We start from the raw sequence: 13,649 nt of genomic DNA on the forward strand, positions 1-13,649 counted from the left end.
CGACCTCCAAATCATGTAGTGTAAAAAGGTGAGAAAGGCGAGTTTCTCACCTTGAGCAACCATTGTTATGCATGTTATGCACGTTCTTCAAGCGGCACGTATACTTGTCTCGTAGGTCCTGTATATTCGGCACGTGGACGGATGAGACGGTTGTTTTCGTACTGCTCTAAAATGTGCGCAAGCCATCCAGACATGCGACTAATCGCAAAAATTGGTGTAAATAAATCATGATCAATTCCTAAACTATGGTAAACAGAAGCGGAGTAGAAGTCAACATTTGGCGGCAAACCTTTCGTCGATGTAACAATCTCCTCAATTTTCACCGACATATCATACCAGTGTGGTTCACCTGTTAACTTCGTCAATTTTTCAGACATTTTTTTCAAATGTTTCGCACGTGGGTCACCTTGGCGATAAACGCGATGACCGAACCCCATAATTTTCTCTTTGTTATTCAATTTGTTGTGAATGTATGTTTCCACATTTTCAAGTGTGCCGATTTCCGTCAACATTTTCATTACCGCTTCATTTGCTCCACCATGAAGCGGGCCTTTCAATGCTCCAATCGCTGCTGTAATACCTGAGTACACATCTGATAAAGTCGCAACACAGACACGCGCAGTAAACGTTGAAGCATTCAACTCGTGATCCGCATGAAGCACGAGTGCTTTATTAAACGCTTCCTCAGCAATTGGATCTGGCTCTTTACCCGTTAGCATATATAAAAAGTTTGCCGCAAAACTTAAATCTTTGCGCGGTGGCACAGGTTCTAATCCTTTGCGAATACGCGAAAACGCAGCAACAATTGTTGATACTTTCGCCTGTAAACGAATAGCTTTGCGATAGTTCGCTTCGGGATTCATTGCTTCCGCTTCTTCATCGTATAAGCCAAGAAATGAAATCGCTGTACGAAGCGCTGCCATCGGATGAACTTGATCAAGCGGATACATTTTAAAATGATCAATGATTTGTTGCGGAATATCGGCATGTTCCCCCAACTGCTTTGTTAACGTTTCTAGCTCTTCTTTGTTTGGCAATTTGCGATGCCAAAGCAAATAAACGATCTCTTCAAACGTAGCATGTTCTGCTAAGTCATCGATATTATACCCAACATATGTGAGCGTATCATCGATGATTGAACTAATTGTGGAAGTGGTTGCTACAACCCCTTCGAGACCGCGAGTTACTGTCATCTTACATCTCTCCTTTTTTTCTTTTATTCCCCTTTTCCCATGTTAAAACGCGTCGTCGAGCGATTGCTCAAAACGGCTGAATAAAAATGCAAAGAAAATGCTTACATTTTGTTATATATTCACCTAGTCGCTTCACGAAGCGAGCAGGGGAATATACACGATAGTTTCGTACATGCTCCACTATTATTATAAACAATTATCAGACTTTTGTGAACTAAAAGACATCATAATTCAAAAATATTATTATAAAAAAGCAATCAATCATGAAAATATATCCACTATTTTCATGATTACATAAGCAATACCTGCGCCTATTAACGGGCCGACAGCTACTCCTTTGAATAAAGATACGGCTAAAATAGTACCAAGAACGAGCGCAGTCGTTACATGCGGATCTTTCGCAAGCAATGTCACGCCTCCTTTTGCCAACAAAGCAACAGCAATACCCGATAACATCGCAATCCAAGCATAAATTGAGTGAACAGAGTCCGTTAGTTCTTTAAATCCTATTTTCCCAGTTGCAATCGGAACTAAGACCGCAATCGTAATGATTGTTACACCAAGATGGATTCCTTTTTGCTCTAAATACGGCAGTACTTTAGAACTTAATCCGATACTTTTCACAATAAGTAAAAATAGTACAGCGATTATGAGAGATTGATTTTTCGCAATGATACCGACAACGAAAAGAATAAATAAAAAAATAAATGGCTGCATGAAATATGCCCCCTTCTTTGAAACTTTTTCTTTCTTTGCATTGTATATTATAATAGTCATAAATGACAAAAGACGGGAGGTGAGGACATGTCAACTCACTACGTATATCGCTCCCTTCGCTTTTTATTTGTCATCTTTGTCATCATTGCCGGGTTAGCGAGCTTATACTATGTATCAACGCTAACATATCCGTTTTTAATTGCGTTAGCGATTGCTTTCTTTATTAACCCGGTCGTTGATGTATTAGAGAAGAAAGCGAAAATGCCAAGGGCGTTGGCGGTCATCGTTGTTTTAATTCTTTTACTTGCACTCGTTGCAGGGCTCGTTACCCTCCTTGTTGCGGAAATCGTGACTGGAACACAATATTTAGCGACAGTTGTGCCAAATCATTTTCAAAAGCTTGTCATTTATATAGAGCAGTTTGTGGCAAGCCAAATCATTCCGCTCTATAACCAACTAGCGACACTCTTTAGAAATTTAGACACGTCTCAACAAGACACGATTATGGCAAACATTCAATCCGTTGGAACAAAAATTGCTACAACGGTCGGGCAATTCATCCAAAATATATTACAAAATATTCCTTCAATCATTGGATGGTTGCCTAATTTTGCAACAATTTTTATTTTCTCGTTGCTTGCCACGTTTTTTATAAGCAAAGACTGGTATCGTCTAAAAGCATTGTTTCAAAAATTGTTACCAACCAAAGTGCAGACGAGTACGACAAAAGTATTTGCCGAATTAAAAAAGGCGCTATTTGGCTTTCTTAAAGCACAGGCGACACTCATTTCTATTACAACACTTATTGTATTAGTCGGCTTGCTTGTGTTGCGAGTAGAATACGCAATTACGATCGCTCTTATTATCGGCATTGTCGATGTTTTACCGTATTTAGGGACAGGATTAGTATTTGTTCCATGGATTGTGTACGCTGCGATGAGCGGCGATACTCATTTTGCGATCGGTCTAGGTGTGCTGTATGTCGTTGTTCTCGTACAACGGCAAGTGATGGAACCGAAGCTCCTTTCCTCGAATATCGGACTCGATCCGTTAGCAACGTTGATCGCTTTATTCGTCGGTTTCAAATTGATCGGGTTTCTCGGTTTAATCGTTGGGCCGGTATTGCTCGTCATTGGGCGAACGTTGCATCATGCTGGCGTCTTTCAAGATATTTGGAACTTTATTATCGGAAAAAAAGAAGCATAAGCGGCGAGCTTATGCTTTTATTTTCGAATGTAAATCCATGTTTTTTCATAGAACATCCTCTTCCATAGGCGCACAAGCCACGGTTTTATTTTTTCACGCGCAAATGGGAGAAGTAAAATAAAACCTACTGTATCAGTAATAAATCCTGGCGTTAACAATAACGTCCCACCAACTAAAATACAAACACCATCTAATAGCGCATCGCTTGGTATGCGCCCGTTCATGAACTCATATTTTGCCCGTTGCAACGTATGCAAACCTTGTTTTTTTGCTAAAAATGCACCGATGATGCCTGTCAAAACAATTAATACAAACGTTGGCCATATGCCAATTGCTTTTCCCGACAAAACAAGAACGACAATTTCTAGCGCTGGAATAACGATAAAAAGAAGAAAAAAGATGTTTCGCACACACATCCCTCCAAAATAATAAAGAAGGGGATGTCCCCCTTCTTTATTATAGCACGCTCGCATGACCGCGATAAATAGCACCGAAGCTTGCATCTACCGTAATGTCTTGTCCATCTTTTAAAATAGATGTCGCATGGTTTACCCCAACAATTACCGGGATCCCTAAGCTTAAACCAACAACAGCCGCATGGCTTGTTAAGCCGCCTTCTTCTGTAATGATCGCCGCAGCTTTTTCTAACGCTTTCATCATGTCTGCATCCGTTGCTGGAGCAACTAAAATGCCGCCTTCAACCATTTTTTCGAGCGCTTCTTCTGCTGTTTTCGCTACAACAACTTTCCCGAATGCGGATTTACGGCCGATCCCTTGACCTTTTGCAATCATATCACCGATCATATGCACTTTCATTAAGTTGGTTGAACCTGTTTCTCCAACTGGAACACCCGCTGTAATCACAACGAGATCACCATGTTTCACGATGCCTGTATCAAGGGCTGCCTCAACAGAAATATCGAGCATTTCGTCCGTTGACGTTGCGTGTTGAGCGACGCGTGGATAAACACCCCAAACAAGTGCTAATTTACGTGATACAGCTTCATTTGATGTCACGGCGATAATTGGCGCTTTTGGGCGATATTTCGAAATCATCCGGGCGGTATGACCGCTTACTGTCGGCGTCACAATCGCTGCGACATCTAAATTTAATGCGGTATGAGCAACCGATTGCCCGATTGCATCTGTAATCGTCGTACCGCTCTGTTTGCTTCGTTTCGATAATAAGTCGCGATATTGTAACGCTTGTTCTGTGCGCAAAGCAATGCGATGCATCGTTTGTACCGCTTCGACTGGATAAGCCCCTGCTGCTGTTTCACCTGAAAGCATAATCGCATCTGTTCCATCAAAAATGGCGTTTGCCACATCGCTTGCCTCAGCACGAGTCGGCCGTGGGTTGCGTTGCATCGAATCAAGCATTTGTGTCGCCGTAATGACCGGTTTTCCGAGCGCATTACATTTTTTAATTAACTCTTTTTGGACAAGCGGCACTTCTTCCGCTGGAATTTCGACGCCTAAATCCCCGCGCGCAACCATTAAACCGTCTGCCACTTCTAAAATTTCATCAATGTTGTCTACCCCTTCTTGGTTTTCAATTTTCGGGATAATTTGAATGTGTAATGCGTTATGTGCTTCAAGCAACTCGCGAATTTCAAGCACGTCGGAAGGGCGTCGAACGAACGATGCAGCGATGAAATCAATCCCTTGTTCAATACCAAAACGAATGTCCTCTGCATCTTTTTCCGTAATACCCGGTAGTTTTACTTTTACACCTGGGACGTTTACACCTTTTTTATTTTTTAATACGCCGCCGTTCAACACTTTTGTTTTGATCTCTTTTGCTTCTTTATCAACAGCTAATACTTCTAAACCAATGAGTCCGTCGTCTAACAAAATCGTTGAGCCGACATGTACATCATCAATGAGTCCTTCATAAGTAATCGAAAATTTTTCTGATGTGCCAAGCACTTCTTTCATCGAGATGGTAACTTCAGCACCTGCTTTTAACTCAACTGCACCATTTTCCATGTTATGCGTACGAATTTCTGGACCTTTCGTATCCAATAAAATCGCAACGGTTTTTCCTGTCATTTTTGCCGCTTCGCGAATGTTGCGAATGCGTGCTGCATGTTCTTCATGACTTCCATGGGAAAAGTTGAGACGAGCCACATTCATTCCCGCTTCAATCAGTTGCACAAGCTTTTCTACACTTTCACTCGCAGGACCGATTGTACAAACAATTTTCGTTTTGCGCATAAATACCCTCCTACACTTTGCATATGGAAACGATACCATAAATATACATTAAATTGAAAGTTCTTTTGATAGTTGATACATTTTTTGATCGACTGTATGGGTTTGGGCTAATGCTTCAATAATATCGTGGTCAACAAGTTGGTTGTTTTGAATACCGACACAACGTCCGCCTTTTCCTTCAAGCAACAATTCTACGGCACGAGCACCTAAGCGGCTCGCAAGCACACGGTCAAACGCTGTCGGTGAACCACCGCGTTGGACGTGACCGAGTACTGTCACACGCGTTTCAAATCCTGTTGCTTCCTCAATGCGCTTACCGAAGTCTACACCGCTGCCGACACCTTCCGCAACAATAATGATACTATGTTTTTTGCCGCGTTCATGTCCACGTTTGAGACGCGCGACTATTTCGTCCATATCATAGTCTGCTTCTGGGATTAAAATACTTTCTGCTCCGCCTGCAAGACCTGCCCAAAGCGCAATATCCCCCGCATGACGTCCCATGACTTCAATCACATATGTACGTTCATGAGATGTCGCTGTATCGCGAATTTTGTCAATGGCATCAATGACCGTATTTAACGCTGTATCAAAACCAATCGTAAAATCTGTTCCTGGAATGTCGTTATCAATTGTTCCCGGCACACCGACACACGGATAACCGTGTTCTGTTAACTTTTTCGCACCTTGATAAGAGCCGTCACCACCGATGACAACAAGTCCTTCAATCCCATGTTTTTTCAACTGCTCAATTCCTTTTAACTGTCCTTCTAACGTTTTGAATTCTGGGCAACGGGCAGTATATAGCATCGTTCCACCACGATGAATAATATCGCCAACATCCCCGATTTCAAGCTTTTTAATTTGACCGGCAATTAATCCTGCATATCCGTGATAAATGCCGTACACTTCTAATCCGTGATAAATTGCTTTTCGAACAACGGCACGGATAGCAGCATTCATTCCCGGCGAATCGCCACCGCTCGTAAGCACACCAATTCTTTTCATCGCTCTTCACCTCTTTAAAAAAATAAAATAAGAAGTATGACCTCTTACTTTAAGATAACACGAAGGTATATCGAACACAATACATAATGAAATGTTTCACAAAACGTTGATTTTTTTTCACTACAAAAAGTTTACCCAAAGTCGTCTATTTCATGTAAAAAAGGCCATCGACATGGATGACCTTTTACATGACCGGCACATGTTGCTGAGATTCAACAAAGTCGCCAATCTTCTTATATTTTTCATATCGCTGCGCAATCAACTGTTCAGCATGTAGTGGGAGCAATTCACGCAAGGAACGTTTAAGCACATCGTCAATATGTTTCGCTTGTTCATCGACATTTCGATGCGCACCACCGCGCACTTCTGGAATGATTTCATCGATAACACCAAGCTGTTTTAAATCTTTTGCTGTAATTTTCATCGTTTCGGCAGCTTTTTTTGCAAGCGATGCATCTTTCCATAAAATTGCTGCTGCCCCTTCCGGTGAAATTACGGAATACGTCGAATTTTCAAGCATGTGAACGTAGTTTCCGACACCGAGGGCAAGCGCACCACCGCTTCCTCCTTCGCCAATAACAACGCATACAACTGGAACTGTCAACCCTGCCATTTCAAATAAGTTCCGTGCGATTGCTTCGCTTTGCCCCCGTTCTTCAGCAGCCTTTCCTGGATACGCCCCCTTCGTATCAATAAAACAAATAATCGGACGCCCAAATTTTTCAGCTTGCTTCATTAAACGAAGCGCTTTTCGATATCCTTCTGGATGTGGCATACCAAAATTGCGACGAATATTTTCTTTCGTATCTTTCCCGCGTTGATGGCCGATGACAGTCACAGGTAATCCATGATATTTTGCAATTCCTCCTACGATCGCTTCATCATCACCAAAACAACGGTCACCGTGACATTCGAAAAAGTTTGTAAACAATCGTTCAATATAATCAAGCGTTGTTGGTCGATTCGGATGGCGCGCAATTTGCACACGATCCCACGGGCTTAAGTTCGCATAAATGTCGTTTTCCAGCTTTTCAAGTCGAGCTTCTAATTTATTAATTTCATCGGAAAAGTCAACATCGCGATGCTTTGTAAATTCTTTTAATTCACTAATTTTTTTTCGCAATTCTACAAGTGGTTTTTCAAATTCTAATTCGTATGCCATTCGTCTCCACCTCGCGATTGGTGAATGTCTAATACATTCGTTAATGTGTCTTTTAGTTCATGACGCGGGATCACCGCATCTAGTTGTCCATGTTTCAATAAAAATTCCGCTGTTTGAAAGTCATCTGGCAATTCCTCACGAACGGTTTGTTCAATGACGCGCCGTCCTGCAAAACCGATGAGCGCCCCTGGTTCAGCAAAATTGTAATCTCCAAGCGAGGCGAAACTTGCTGATACACCACCTGTCGTCGGATGAGTCATCACTGAAATAATAAGCCCGCCTTGTTCACTAAACAGTTTTAACGCAGCACTTGTCTTCGCCATTTGCATCAAACTTAATACACCTTCTTGCATCCGCGCTCCACCGGAAGCGGTAAAAATAATAAAAGGTACCGATTTTTCCATCGCTCGCTCAATAGCACGTGCAATTTTTTCTCCGACAACTGATCCCATACTGCCCATACGGAAACGAGAATCCATTACGGCAATAACGATAGGGAAACCGTTTATTGTTCCTTCACCGGTCACGACTGCTTCATTTAATTTTGTTTTTTCGCGATCCTCCTCAACTTTTTCCATATATTGAGGGAAATCGAGCGGGTTTTTAGAAAGAAGGTGACGATCGTATTCATGAAACGTTCCTTCGTCTAACAAACACGCAATGCGTTCAGGAGCAGACATCGGATGATGATAGCCGCACGATATACAAACGCGTAAATTTTTCACTAGTTCTTTCGTGTACATGATTTTTTTACACTTCGGACATTTCGTCATAATGCCTTCTGGCACGTCTTGCTTCGCTTGTTCAGATGGAATGGTAGCATATTTCTTCTTTTTGGAGAACAAATCTTTCAGCACATGTTTCCCTCCCCTACTTAGTCCATTTCTACTTTACCGAATAAAAACAACTTTGTTTGTCATATTGTGTCAGTTCTCTTTCGACATTTTTTGCATCACGTATTGTTCATACATCGCTATTGCTTCTTCGCACGACCGTTTTTGTAGCGCCACCCACATTTGTTCATAAAATTCGGAAGGGAGAGTCAACGTATAGATGTGTTTAAAAAAGTCGGTTAATACGAGCCAAATGCGCAACAATAAATAGTTATCGGTTGCTTCTACAATTCGCCGAAAAAATGAATGATACGTATGTTCCTCCCGTTTGATACGCTCAAGCTTCTCATCCGTCAGTCGTTCGCAGGCAAGCTGCAAACATATTCGTTCGATAAGAACTTTTGTTTCGATTAAATCTCGTTTTTCCCGATTTCCTTGTAAAATAAACGAGCCGAGAAGCTGAATAAGCTGATGGTCACCAAACGGTTTCATAAACGTTCCTTCCCCACGACGCGTTTCAATTAATCCGAGCAACTCCAACGCCCGCAACGCTTCACGAACAGAAGAGCGTCCGACTCCTAATCGGTCGGCTAGCTCTCGTTCAGATGGCAACCGGTCTCCAGGTTGAAGACCTGCTTCTTCAATCATGCGATGAATTTGCCAAAACGTTTCGATGTACACTTTAGAAGTAGTCATGTTCATGCTCACCTGCAATCACAGCTAATTGTCGTGTTCGCTTTTCTACTTCTTTTGGATCAACAATCACTTGCGCAACCCCTGTTTCCATCGCAGCTTTCGCCACAGCAGCGGCAACGGCTGGAGCGACACGCGGATCGAACGGAGCAGGGATGACATAATCCGCACGTAGCTCGTCCTCTGTAATTAAGTTGGCGATTGCCTCAACGGCTGCCATTTTCATTTGTTCATTAATTTGCTTGGCGCGCACATCAAGCGCCCCTCTAAAAATACCTGGAAATGCTAAAACATTATTCACTTGATTCGGATAATCAGAACGCCCGGTGCCAACAACAGTTGCACCTGCTTGTAACGCGTCTTCCGGCATAATTTCTGGCGTTGGATTTGCCATCGCAAAAATAATGGCATCTCGATTCATCGTTTCGATCATGCTCATTGTCAACGCTCCAGCAACAGACACACCAATGAATACATCTGCACCAACAATCACTTCCTGTAACGATCCAGACTTTCTCTCATAGTTTGTCCACTGAGCAACGTCTCGCTTCATGTCATTCATTCCGTACGGTCGCCCTTCATAAATTGCCCCTTTGGAATCGCACATGATCATATGTTTCACTCCGTAACAACGAAGCAATTTAATAATCGCTATTCCTGCCGCCCCTGCCCCGTTAATGACAACTCGAATGTCTTCTATTTTTTTATTCACTAACTTTAATGCATTTACTAAACCAGCAACGGTTACAATCGCTGTTCCATGTTGGTCATCGTGAAAAACAGGGATATTTAATTCCTGCTTTAAGCGCTCTTCAATGATAAAACAGTGCGGAGCCGCAATATCTTCCAAGTTAATGCCACCAAATGTCGGCTCGAGTAGCTTTACTGCTTGAATGATTTGTTCCGTGTCGGATGTATTTAAACAAATTGGAAACGCATCAACTCCAGCGAAAGTTTTAAAAAGCACTGCCTTTCCTTCCATCACGGGCAGCGCTGCCTCTGCCCTGATATTCCCAAGTCCTAACACCGCACTTCCATTCGATACAACAGCCACCGTATTCGCTTTTAACGTATAATCGTATATTTTGCTCGGTTCTTGATGGATCACCTTGCACGGTTCTGCTACACCGGGAGAATAAGCTAAGCTTAAATCGTAAGCGTTTTTTAGCGGCACTTTCGCCTTTACTTCTAATTTTCCTTGATAGCGCTCATGCATATGAAGCGCTTCTTCAAACAACGACACGGCATCTTCCTCCTCACAAAGCGACCACCACTGGTCTGACCACTTAACTTCTATAAAAATATAATAAAAATGAAAAATAGTAAAGCATTTTTATTTCACTGCGACATTCTCATCCCCAAGCAATGTTACTAATTGCCGAATGCATACATCGTTTGGAGAAACAGCGTAGTCATGGGAAAGCTGTACTTTTTTTCGTTCCGTTTCATAATACAAAATGACAGGTGCATGTCCACGATGAGCGGTTAGCACATCCTTCAACTGCTTTAACACAACTGGCGACGCATGTTGTTCATCGATTTTGATATACACACATACCGGCTTTCTCACTTGCTGTACAATGAGATGCCAACCGCCCGAGCGCTGCTCTATTTTCCCTTCTATATACAATATACTTCCTCGTTGCAATAAATCGTGAAATTGCCGATAACTCGTCGGAAATACGATCGCTTGCCACTCGTCGCTATCATCACAAATTGTAACAAACGCCATTTCTTCCCCTTTTTTCGTCCGCTTTTTCGTCACCTCCTCAACATATACAATTACTTTGCCATGATTCGCTTTTTCTTTCGTCCATTCATACATGCGCTTTGCTCCCCACATCGAATAAAAATGTGAAAATGATTCAACTGGATGAGGGGACACGTATACGTTCAGCCATTGTTTTTCATATTTTAGTTGATCGATAAGCGATAACGGCTCAGCATGAACGTATTTTGGCTGTACATGAAGAGAGAAATTCATCAACTCCGCATGCTCAATCGCAACATCAATGCTTGCGTAAAGGGTGGCACGTTCAATATGAAACTCGTCAAAACAACCTGAAAAAATAAGCGCCTCGATCACTTTTTTTTGTGAAGATTCCATACGTAGTCGTGAAACGAAATCAAAAAAATCGGAAAATGGACGTTTTTGACGCTCTCGAATCACTTCTTTGACAAAAGCAACGCTCACTTGCTTAATCGCTAACAACCCAAAGCGAATACCGTTATCATCAACGGTAAAGTGCCCTTCGCTTCGTGCAATGGAAGGAGGGAGTAGCCGTATTTTTTTGCTCCGAAGTTCGTGTACACATTGCGTCATTTTTTCTTTTTGTCCACTTACGTTTGTTAGTACAGCAGCATAAAAATCAAGCGGATAATGTGCTTTAATATACGCGAGCATATATGCGATGTAGCTATATGCTACCGCGTGGCTACGGTTAAACCCATATCCAGCAAAACGAACGATAAGCTCATACAATTCGTTTGCGAGATGCGCATCATACCCATTTTGTATGCATCCCTCAATGAAGTGTTTTTTCTCTTTTTCCATTTGTCCAACGTCTTTTTTACTTATTGCTCGACGTAATAAATCTGCCTGAGCTAATGAAAACTTCGCCATTTGTTCAGCAATTTTCATAATTTGTTCTTGATACACGATGACGCCATATGTCGACTGCAAAATCGATTGCAAATCATCATGCATGTAACGAATTGGGTCACGGCCATGTTTACGAGCAATATATGTTGGAATTTGTTCCATCGGTCCTGGACGAAATAAAGCGTTTACTGCAACAATATCCTCAAACGTTGTCGGTTGTAATTCGCGCAATACCCGCTTCATTCCTTCTGATTCAAGCTGAAATACCCCAAATGTATCTCCTCGGCTTAAAAGTGCATACGTTTTTTGATCATCAATTGGCATGTTTTCAAAACTCAAACGATGACCTGTACGTTGTTCAATGCTTTGAATCATTTGTTCGATCATCGTTAAATTTTTAAGCGCAAGTAAATCGAATTTTAGTAGTCCTAGTCGTTCAAGCGCATCCATTGCATATTGTGTCACATATGTTGTCGTCTGCCCGCTTTGAAGAGGAATGATGTCCTTTAATGGACGGGGGCTGATCACAATACCGGCAGCATGAACGGACGTATGCTTCGGTAATCCTTCAATTCGTTGTGCAACGTAGTGCCATGGGCGCGTACGATCAAAGCTTCCGGTTTCTAGCGTTTGTTGGATTTCGCGTTCGTCGACCTCAAAAACACGACCAACTTCACGAATAGCAGAACGCATCCCGAAAGTTCCAAACGTCACAATTTGTGCAACGTGGTCGGGTCCGTATTTTTGTTCAATGTAACGAATCACTTCTTCACGACGATCATCAGGAAAATCGATATCAATATCTGGGAGAGATAAACGTGCTGGATTTAAAAAACGCTCAAACAATAACCCATATTGCAACGGATCCACTTGGGTAATACCGAGTATGTAAGCGACGAGCGATCCAGCGGCTGATCCACGTCCCGGTCCCGTTAGTATGCCTCGCCCACGAGCAAAACGCACAAAATCAGCAACGATTAAAAAATAGTCACTAAAATTCATCTGTTGAATGATTTGCAGTTCATATTGCAATCGAGCGACATATGCTTGTGGTCGATCAGGAAACCGTTTCGTTAGTTGCTCCCAACACCACGTTTGCAAATATTCGTCAGCTGTTTTCCCCGAAGGAACAGGATAGCGCGGCATAAACCATTTTTTAGACTCAAACGTCACATGACATCGTTGGGCAATGCGTACCGTCTCCTCGACCGCTTCATAACCATTTGAAAATAACGCGGCCATTTCATGAGCGCTTTTTAAATGATATTCATTTGTTGCTAAACGCGGACGTGTCGGGTCAGCCATTTTCTTTCCGTGTTTCATCGCAAGTAAACATTCAAAAGCAAGTGCATCTTCTTTATACATGTAGCGTACATCGTTTGTCGCCACAAGCGGAATGTCCCATCGTTTACTATGTTCAAAAAGTAGTGACAGCAAATGCTCTTGTTCTTGTAAGCCATGTCGCTGCACGTTTATATAAAAATCGCCACGTTGAAACAGCTTCGCATACGTTTGAACGATCGCCTCGGCTTGCTCAATTTCGCCGTTCAATAAATGTTGCTCCACCCGACCGTATACCCCACTTGTCATACCGATGAGTTCGCTCGTATGATGTGAGAAATCAAGCAAAGAAATGCCCTTTCCATCATTCATTTGAATGGCTGTAGCAATATGGACAAGTTGACGATACCCGTCGTTATTTTTTGCTAACAACACGAGCTGATCAGTATGGCCATGTTCATCCATAATCGTTGCCATCATGCCGATAATTGGCTTAATTCCATGCGCTTGACACGCCTCATAAAAAGGCATAACGCCATACAGGACGTTTTCATCTGTTAAAGCGATTGCTGGAAATTGAAGTTCACGTGCGCGCGTGACAAGTTCCTCTATTTTGACTGTGCTACTTAATAAGCTATAACCACTCCGCACTTGTAGATGGATAAACGACAATGTGTCTCCCACCTTTTCTATTTTTTTCTATTATATGCTCTATAAAAGCTGAAAAGCAAAACATA

General features: G+C 42.2%; 11 protein-coding genes. 1 reads left to right on the plus strand and 10 read right to left on the minus strand.

Features of this window, described 5'->3' with window-relative positions; genetic code table 11:
• Positions 1–74: 74 nt before the first annotated feature.
• On the minus strand, positions 75–1,193 hold the full coding sequence (gene citZ, locus LD028_RS17040) for a citrate synthase (protein WP_237812478.1): 1,119 nt from the start codon (positions 1,191–1,193) through the stop codon (positions 75–77).
• Between the two features lie 261 nt (positions 1,194–1,454).
• Positions 1,455–1,910, minus strand: coding sequence for a DUF441 domain-containing protein (locus LD028_RS17045; protein WP_237812479.1), 456 nt, complete (start codon positions 1,908–1,910; stop codon positions 1,455–1,457).
• Positions 1,911–1,997: 87 nt separating this feature from the next.
• Between LD028_RS17045 and ytvI the strand changes: the two genes are divergently transcribed.
• Complete coding sequence (gene ytvI / locus LD028_RS17050; protein WP_237812480.1) at positions 1,998–3,116, plus strand: sporulation integral membrane protein YtvI; 1,119 nt, start codon at positions 1,998–2,000, stop codon at positions 3,114–3,116.
• A 17-nt stretch (positions 3,117–3,133) separates the two neighbouring features.
• On the opposite strand, the gene LD028_RS17055 is transcribed toward ytvI, so the two are convergent.
• The 8 genes from LD028_RS17055 to dnaE form a co-directional block, all read right to left on the minus strand.
• Complete coding sequence (locus tag LD028_RS17055) at positions 3,134–3,526, minus strand: FxsA family protein (RefSeq protein WP_309240418.1); 393 nt, start codon at positions 3,524–3,526, stop codon at positions 3,134–3,136.
• A 46-nt stretch (positions 3,527–3,572) separates the two neighbouring features.
• The gene (pyk, locus tag LD028_RS17060) at positions 3,573–5,333 is read right to left on the minus strand and encodes a pyruvate kinase (RefSeq protein ID WP_237812482.1); all 1,761 of its coding nucleotides are present in this window, start codon (positions 5,331–5,333) and stop codon (positions 3,573–3,575) included.
• Positions 5,334–5,381: 48 nt separating this feature from the next.
• Entirely contained in the window at positions 5,382–6,341 is a 960-nt protein-coding gene (gene pfkA / locus LD028_RS17065) for a 6-phosphofructokinase (RefSeq protein WP_006320859.1), read from the minus strand.
• 184 nt (positions 6,342–6,525) lie between these two features.
• Positions 6,526–7,503: an acetyl-CoA carboxylase carboxyl transferase subunit alpha gene (gene accA / locus LD028_RS17070; RefSeq protein ID WP_237812483.1), complete on the minus strand. Its 978-nt coding sequence runs from the start codon at positions 7,501–7,503 to the stop codon at positions 6,526–6,528.
• Positions 7,488–8,360 carry an acetyl-CoA carboxylase, carboxyltransferase subunit beta gene (gene accD, locus LD028_RS17075; RefSeq protein ID WP_237812484.1) on the minus strand — a complete coding sequence of 291 codons (873 nt, stop codon included), beginning with the start codon at positions 8,358–8,360 and terminating at the stop codon, positions 7,488–7,490. Before accD ends, accA begins: the two co-directional genes overlap by 16 nt.
• Before the next feature lie 69 nt (positions 8,361–8,429).
• A complete protein-coding gene (locus tag LD028_RS17080; protein WP_171700401.1) occupies positions 8,430–9,032 on the minus strand; it encodes a FadR/GntR family transcriptional regulator in 603 nt (200 codons plus the stop codon).
• Complete coding sequence (gene ystJ / locus LD028_RS17085) at positions 9,019–10,272, minus strand: NADP-dependent malic enzyme (RefSeq protein WP_237812485.1); 1,254 nt, start codon at positions 10,270–10,272, stop codon at positions 9,019–9,021. Before ystJ ends, LD028_RS17080 begins: the two co-directional genes overlap by 14 nt.
• A gap of 90 nt (positions 10,273–10,362) precedes the next feature.
• A complete protein-coding gene (gene dnaE / locus LD028_RS17090) occupies positions 10,363–13,584 on the minus strand; it encodes a DNA polymerase III subunit alpha (RefSeq protein ID WP_237812486.1) in 3,222 nt (1,073 codons plus the stop codon).
• Between the last annotated feature and the right edge of the window lie 65 nt (positions 13,585–13,649).

It is taken from the genome of Anoxybacillus sp. LAT27, from assembly GCF_022030075.1.
GTDB classification, from domain to species: Bacteria; Bacillota; Bacilli; order Bacillales; family Anoxybacillaceae; genus Anoxybacillus; species Anoxybacillus kestanbolensis.

What these genes read in the sequence shown, in the direction of transcription:
- citZ (WP_237812478.1), bottom strand. Translation starts at nt 1,193, where the DNA reads ATGACAGTAACTCGCGGTCTCGAAGGGGTTGTAGCAACCACTTCCACA.
- pyk (WP_237812482.1), bottom strand. Translation starts at nt 5,333, where the DNA reads ATGCGCAAAACGAAAATTGTTTGTACAATCGGTCCTGCGAGTGAAAGT.
- LD028_RS17045 (WP_237812479.1), bottom strand. Translation starts at nt 1,910, where the DNA reads ATGCAGCCATTTATTTTTTTATTTATTCTTTTCGTTGTCGGTATCATT.
- pfkA (WP_006320859.1), bottom strand. Translation starts at nt 6,341, where the DNA reads ATGAAAAGAATTGGTGTGCTTACGAGCGGTGGCGATTCGCCGGGAATG.
- ytvI (WP_237812480.1), top strand. Translation starts at nt 1,998, where the DNA reads ATGTCAACTCACTACGTATATCGCTCCCTTCGCTTTTTATTTGTCATC.
- accA (WP_237812483.1), bottom strand. Translation starts at nt 7,503, where the DNA reads ATGGCATACGAATTAGAATTTGAAAAACCACTTGTAGAATTGCGAAAA.
- LD028_RS17080 (WP_171700401.1), bottom strand. Translation starts at nt 9,032, where the DNA reads ATGACTACTTCTAAAGTGTACATCGAAACGTTTTGGCAAATTCATCGC.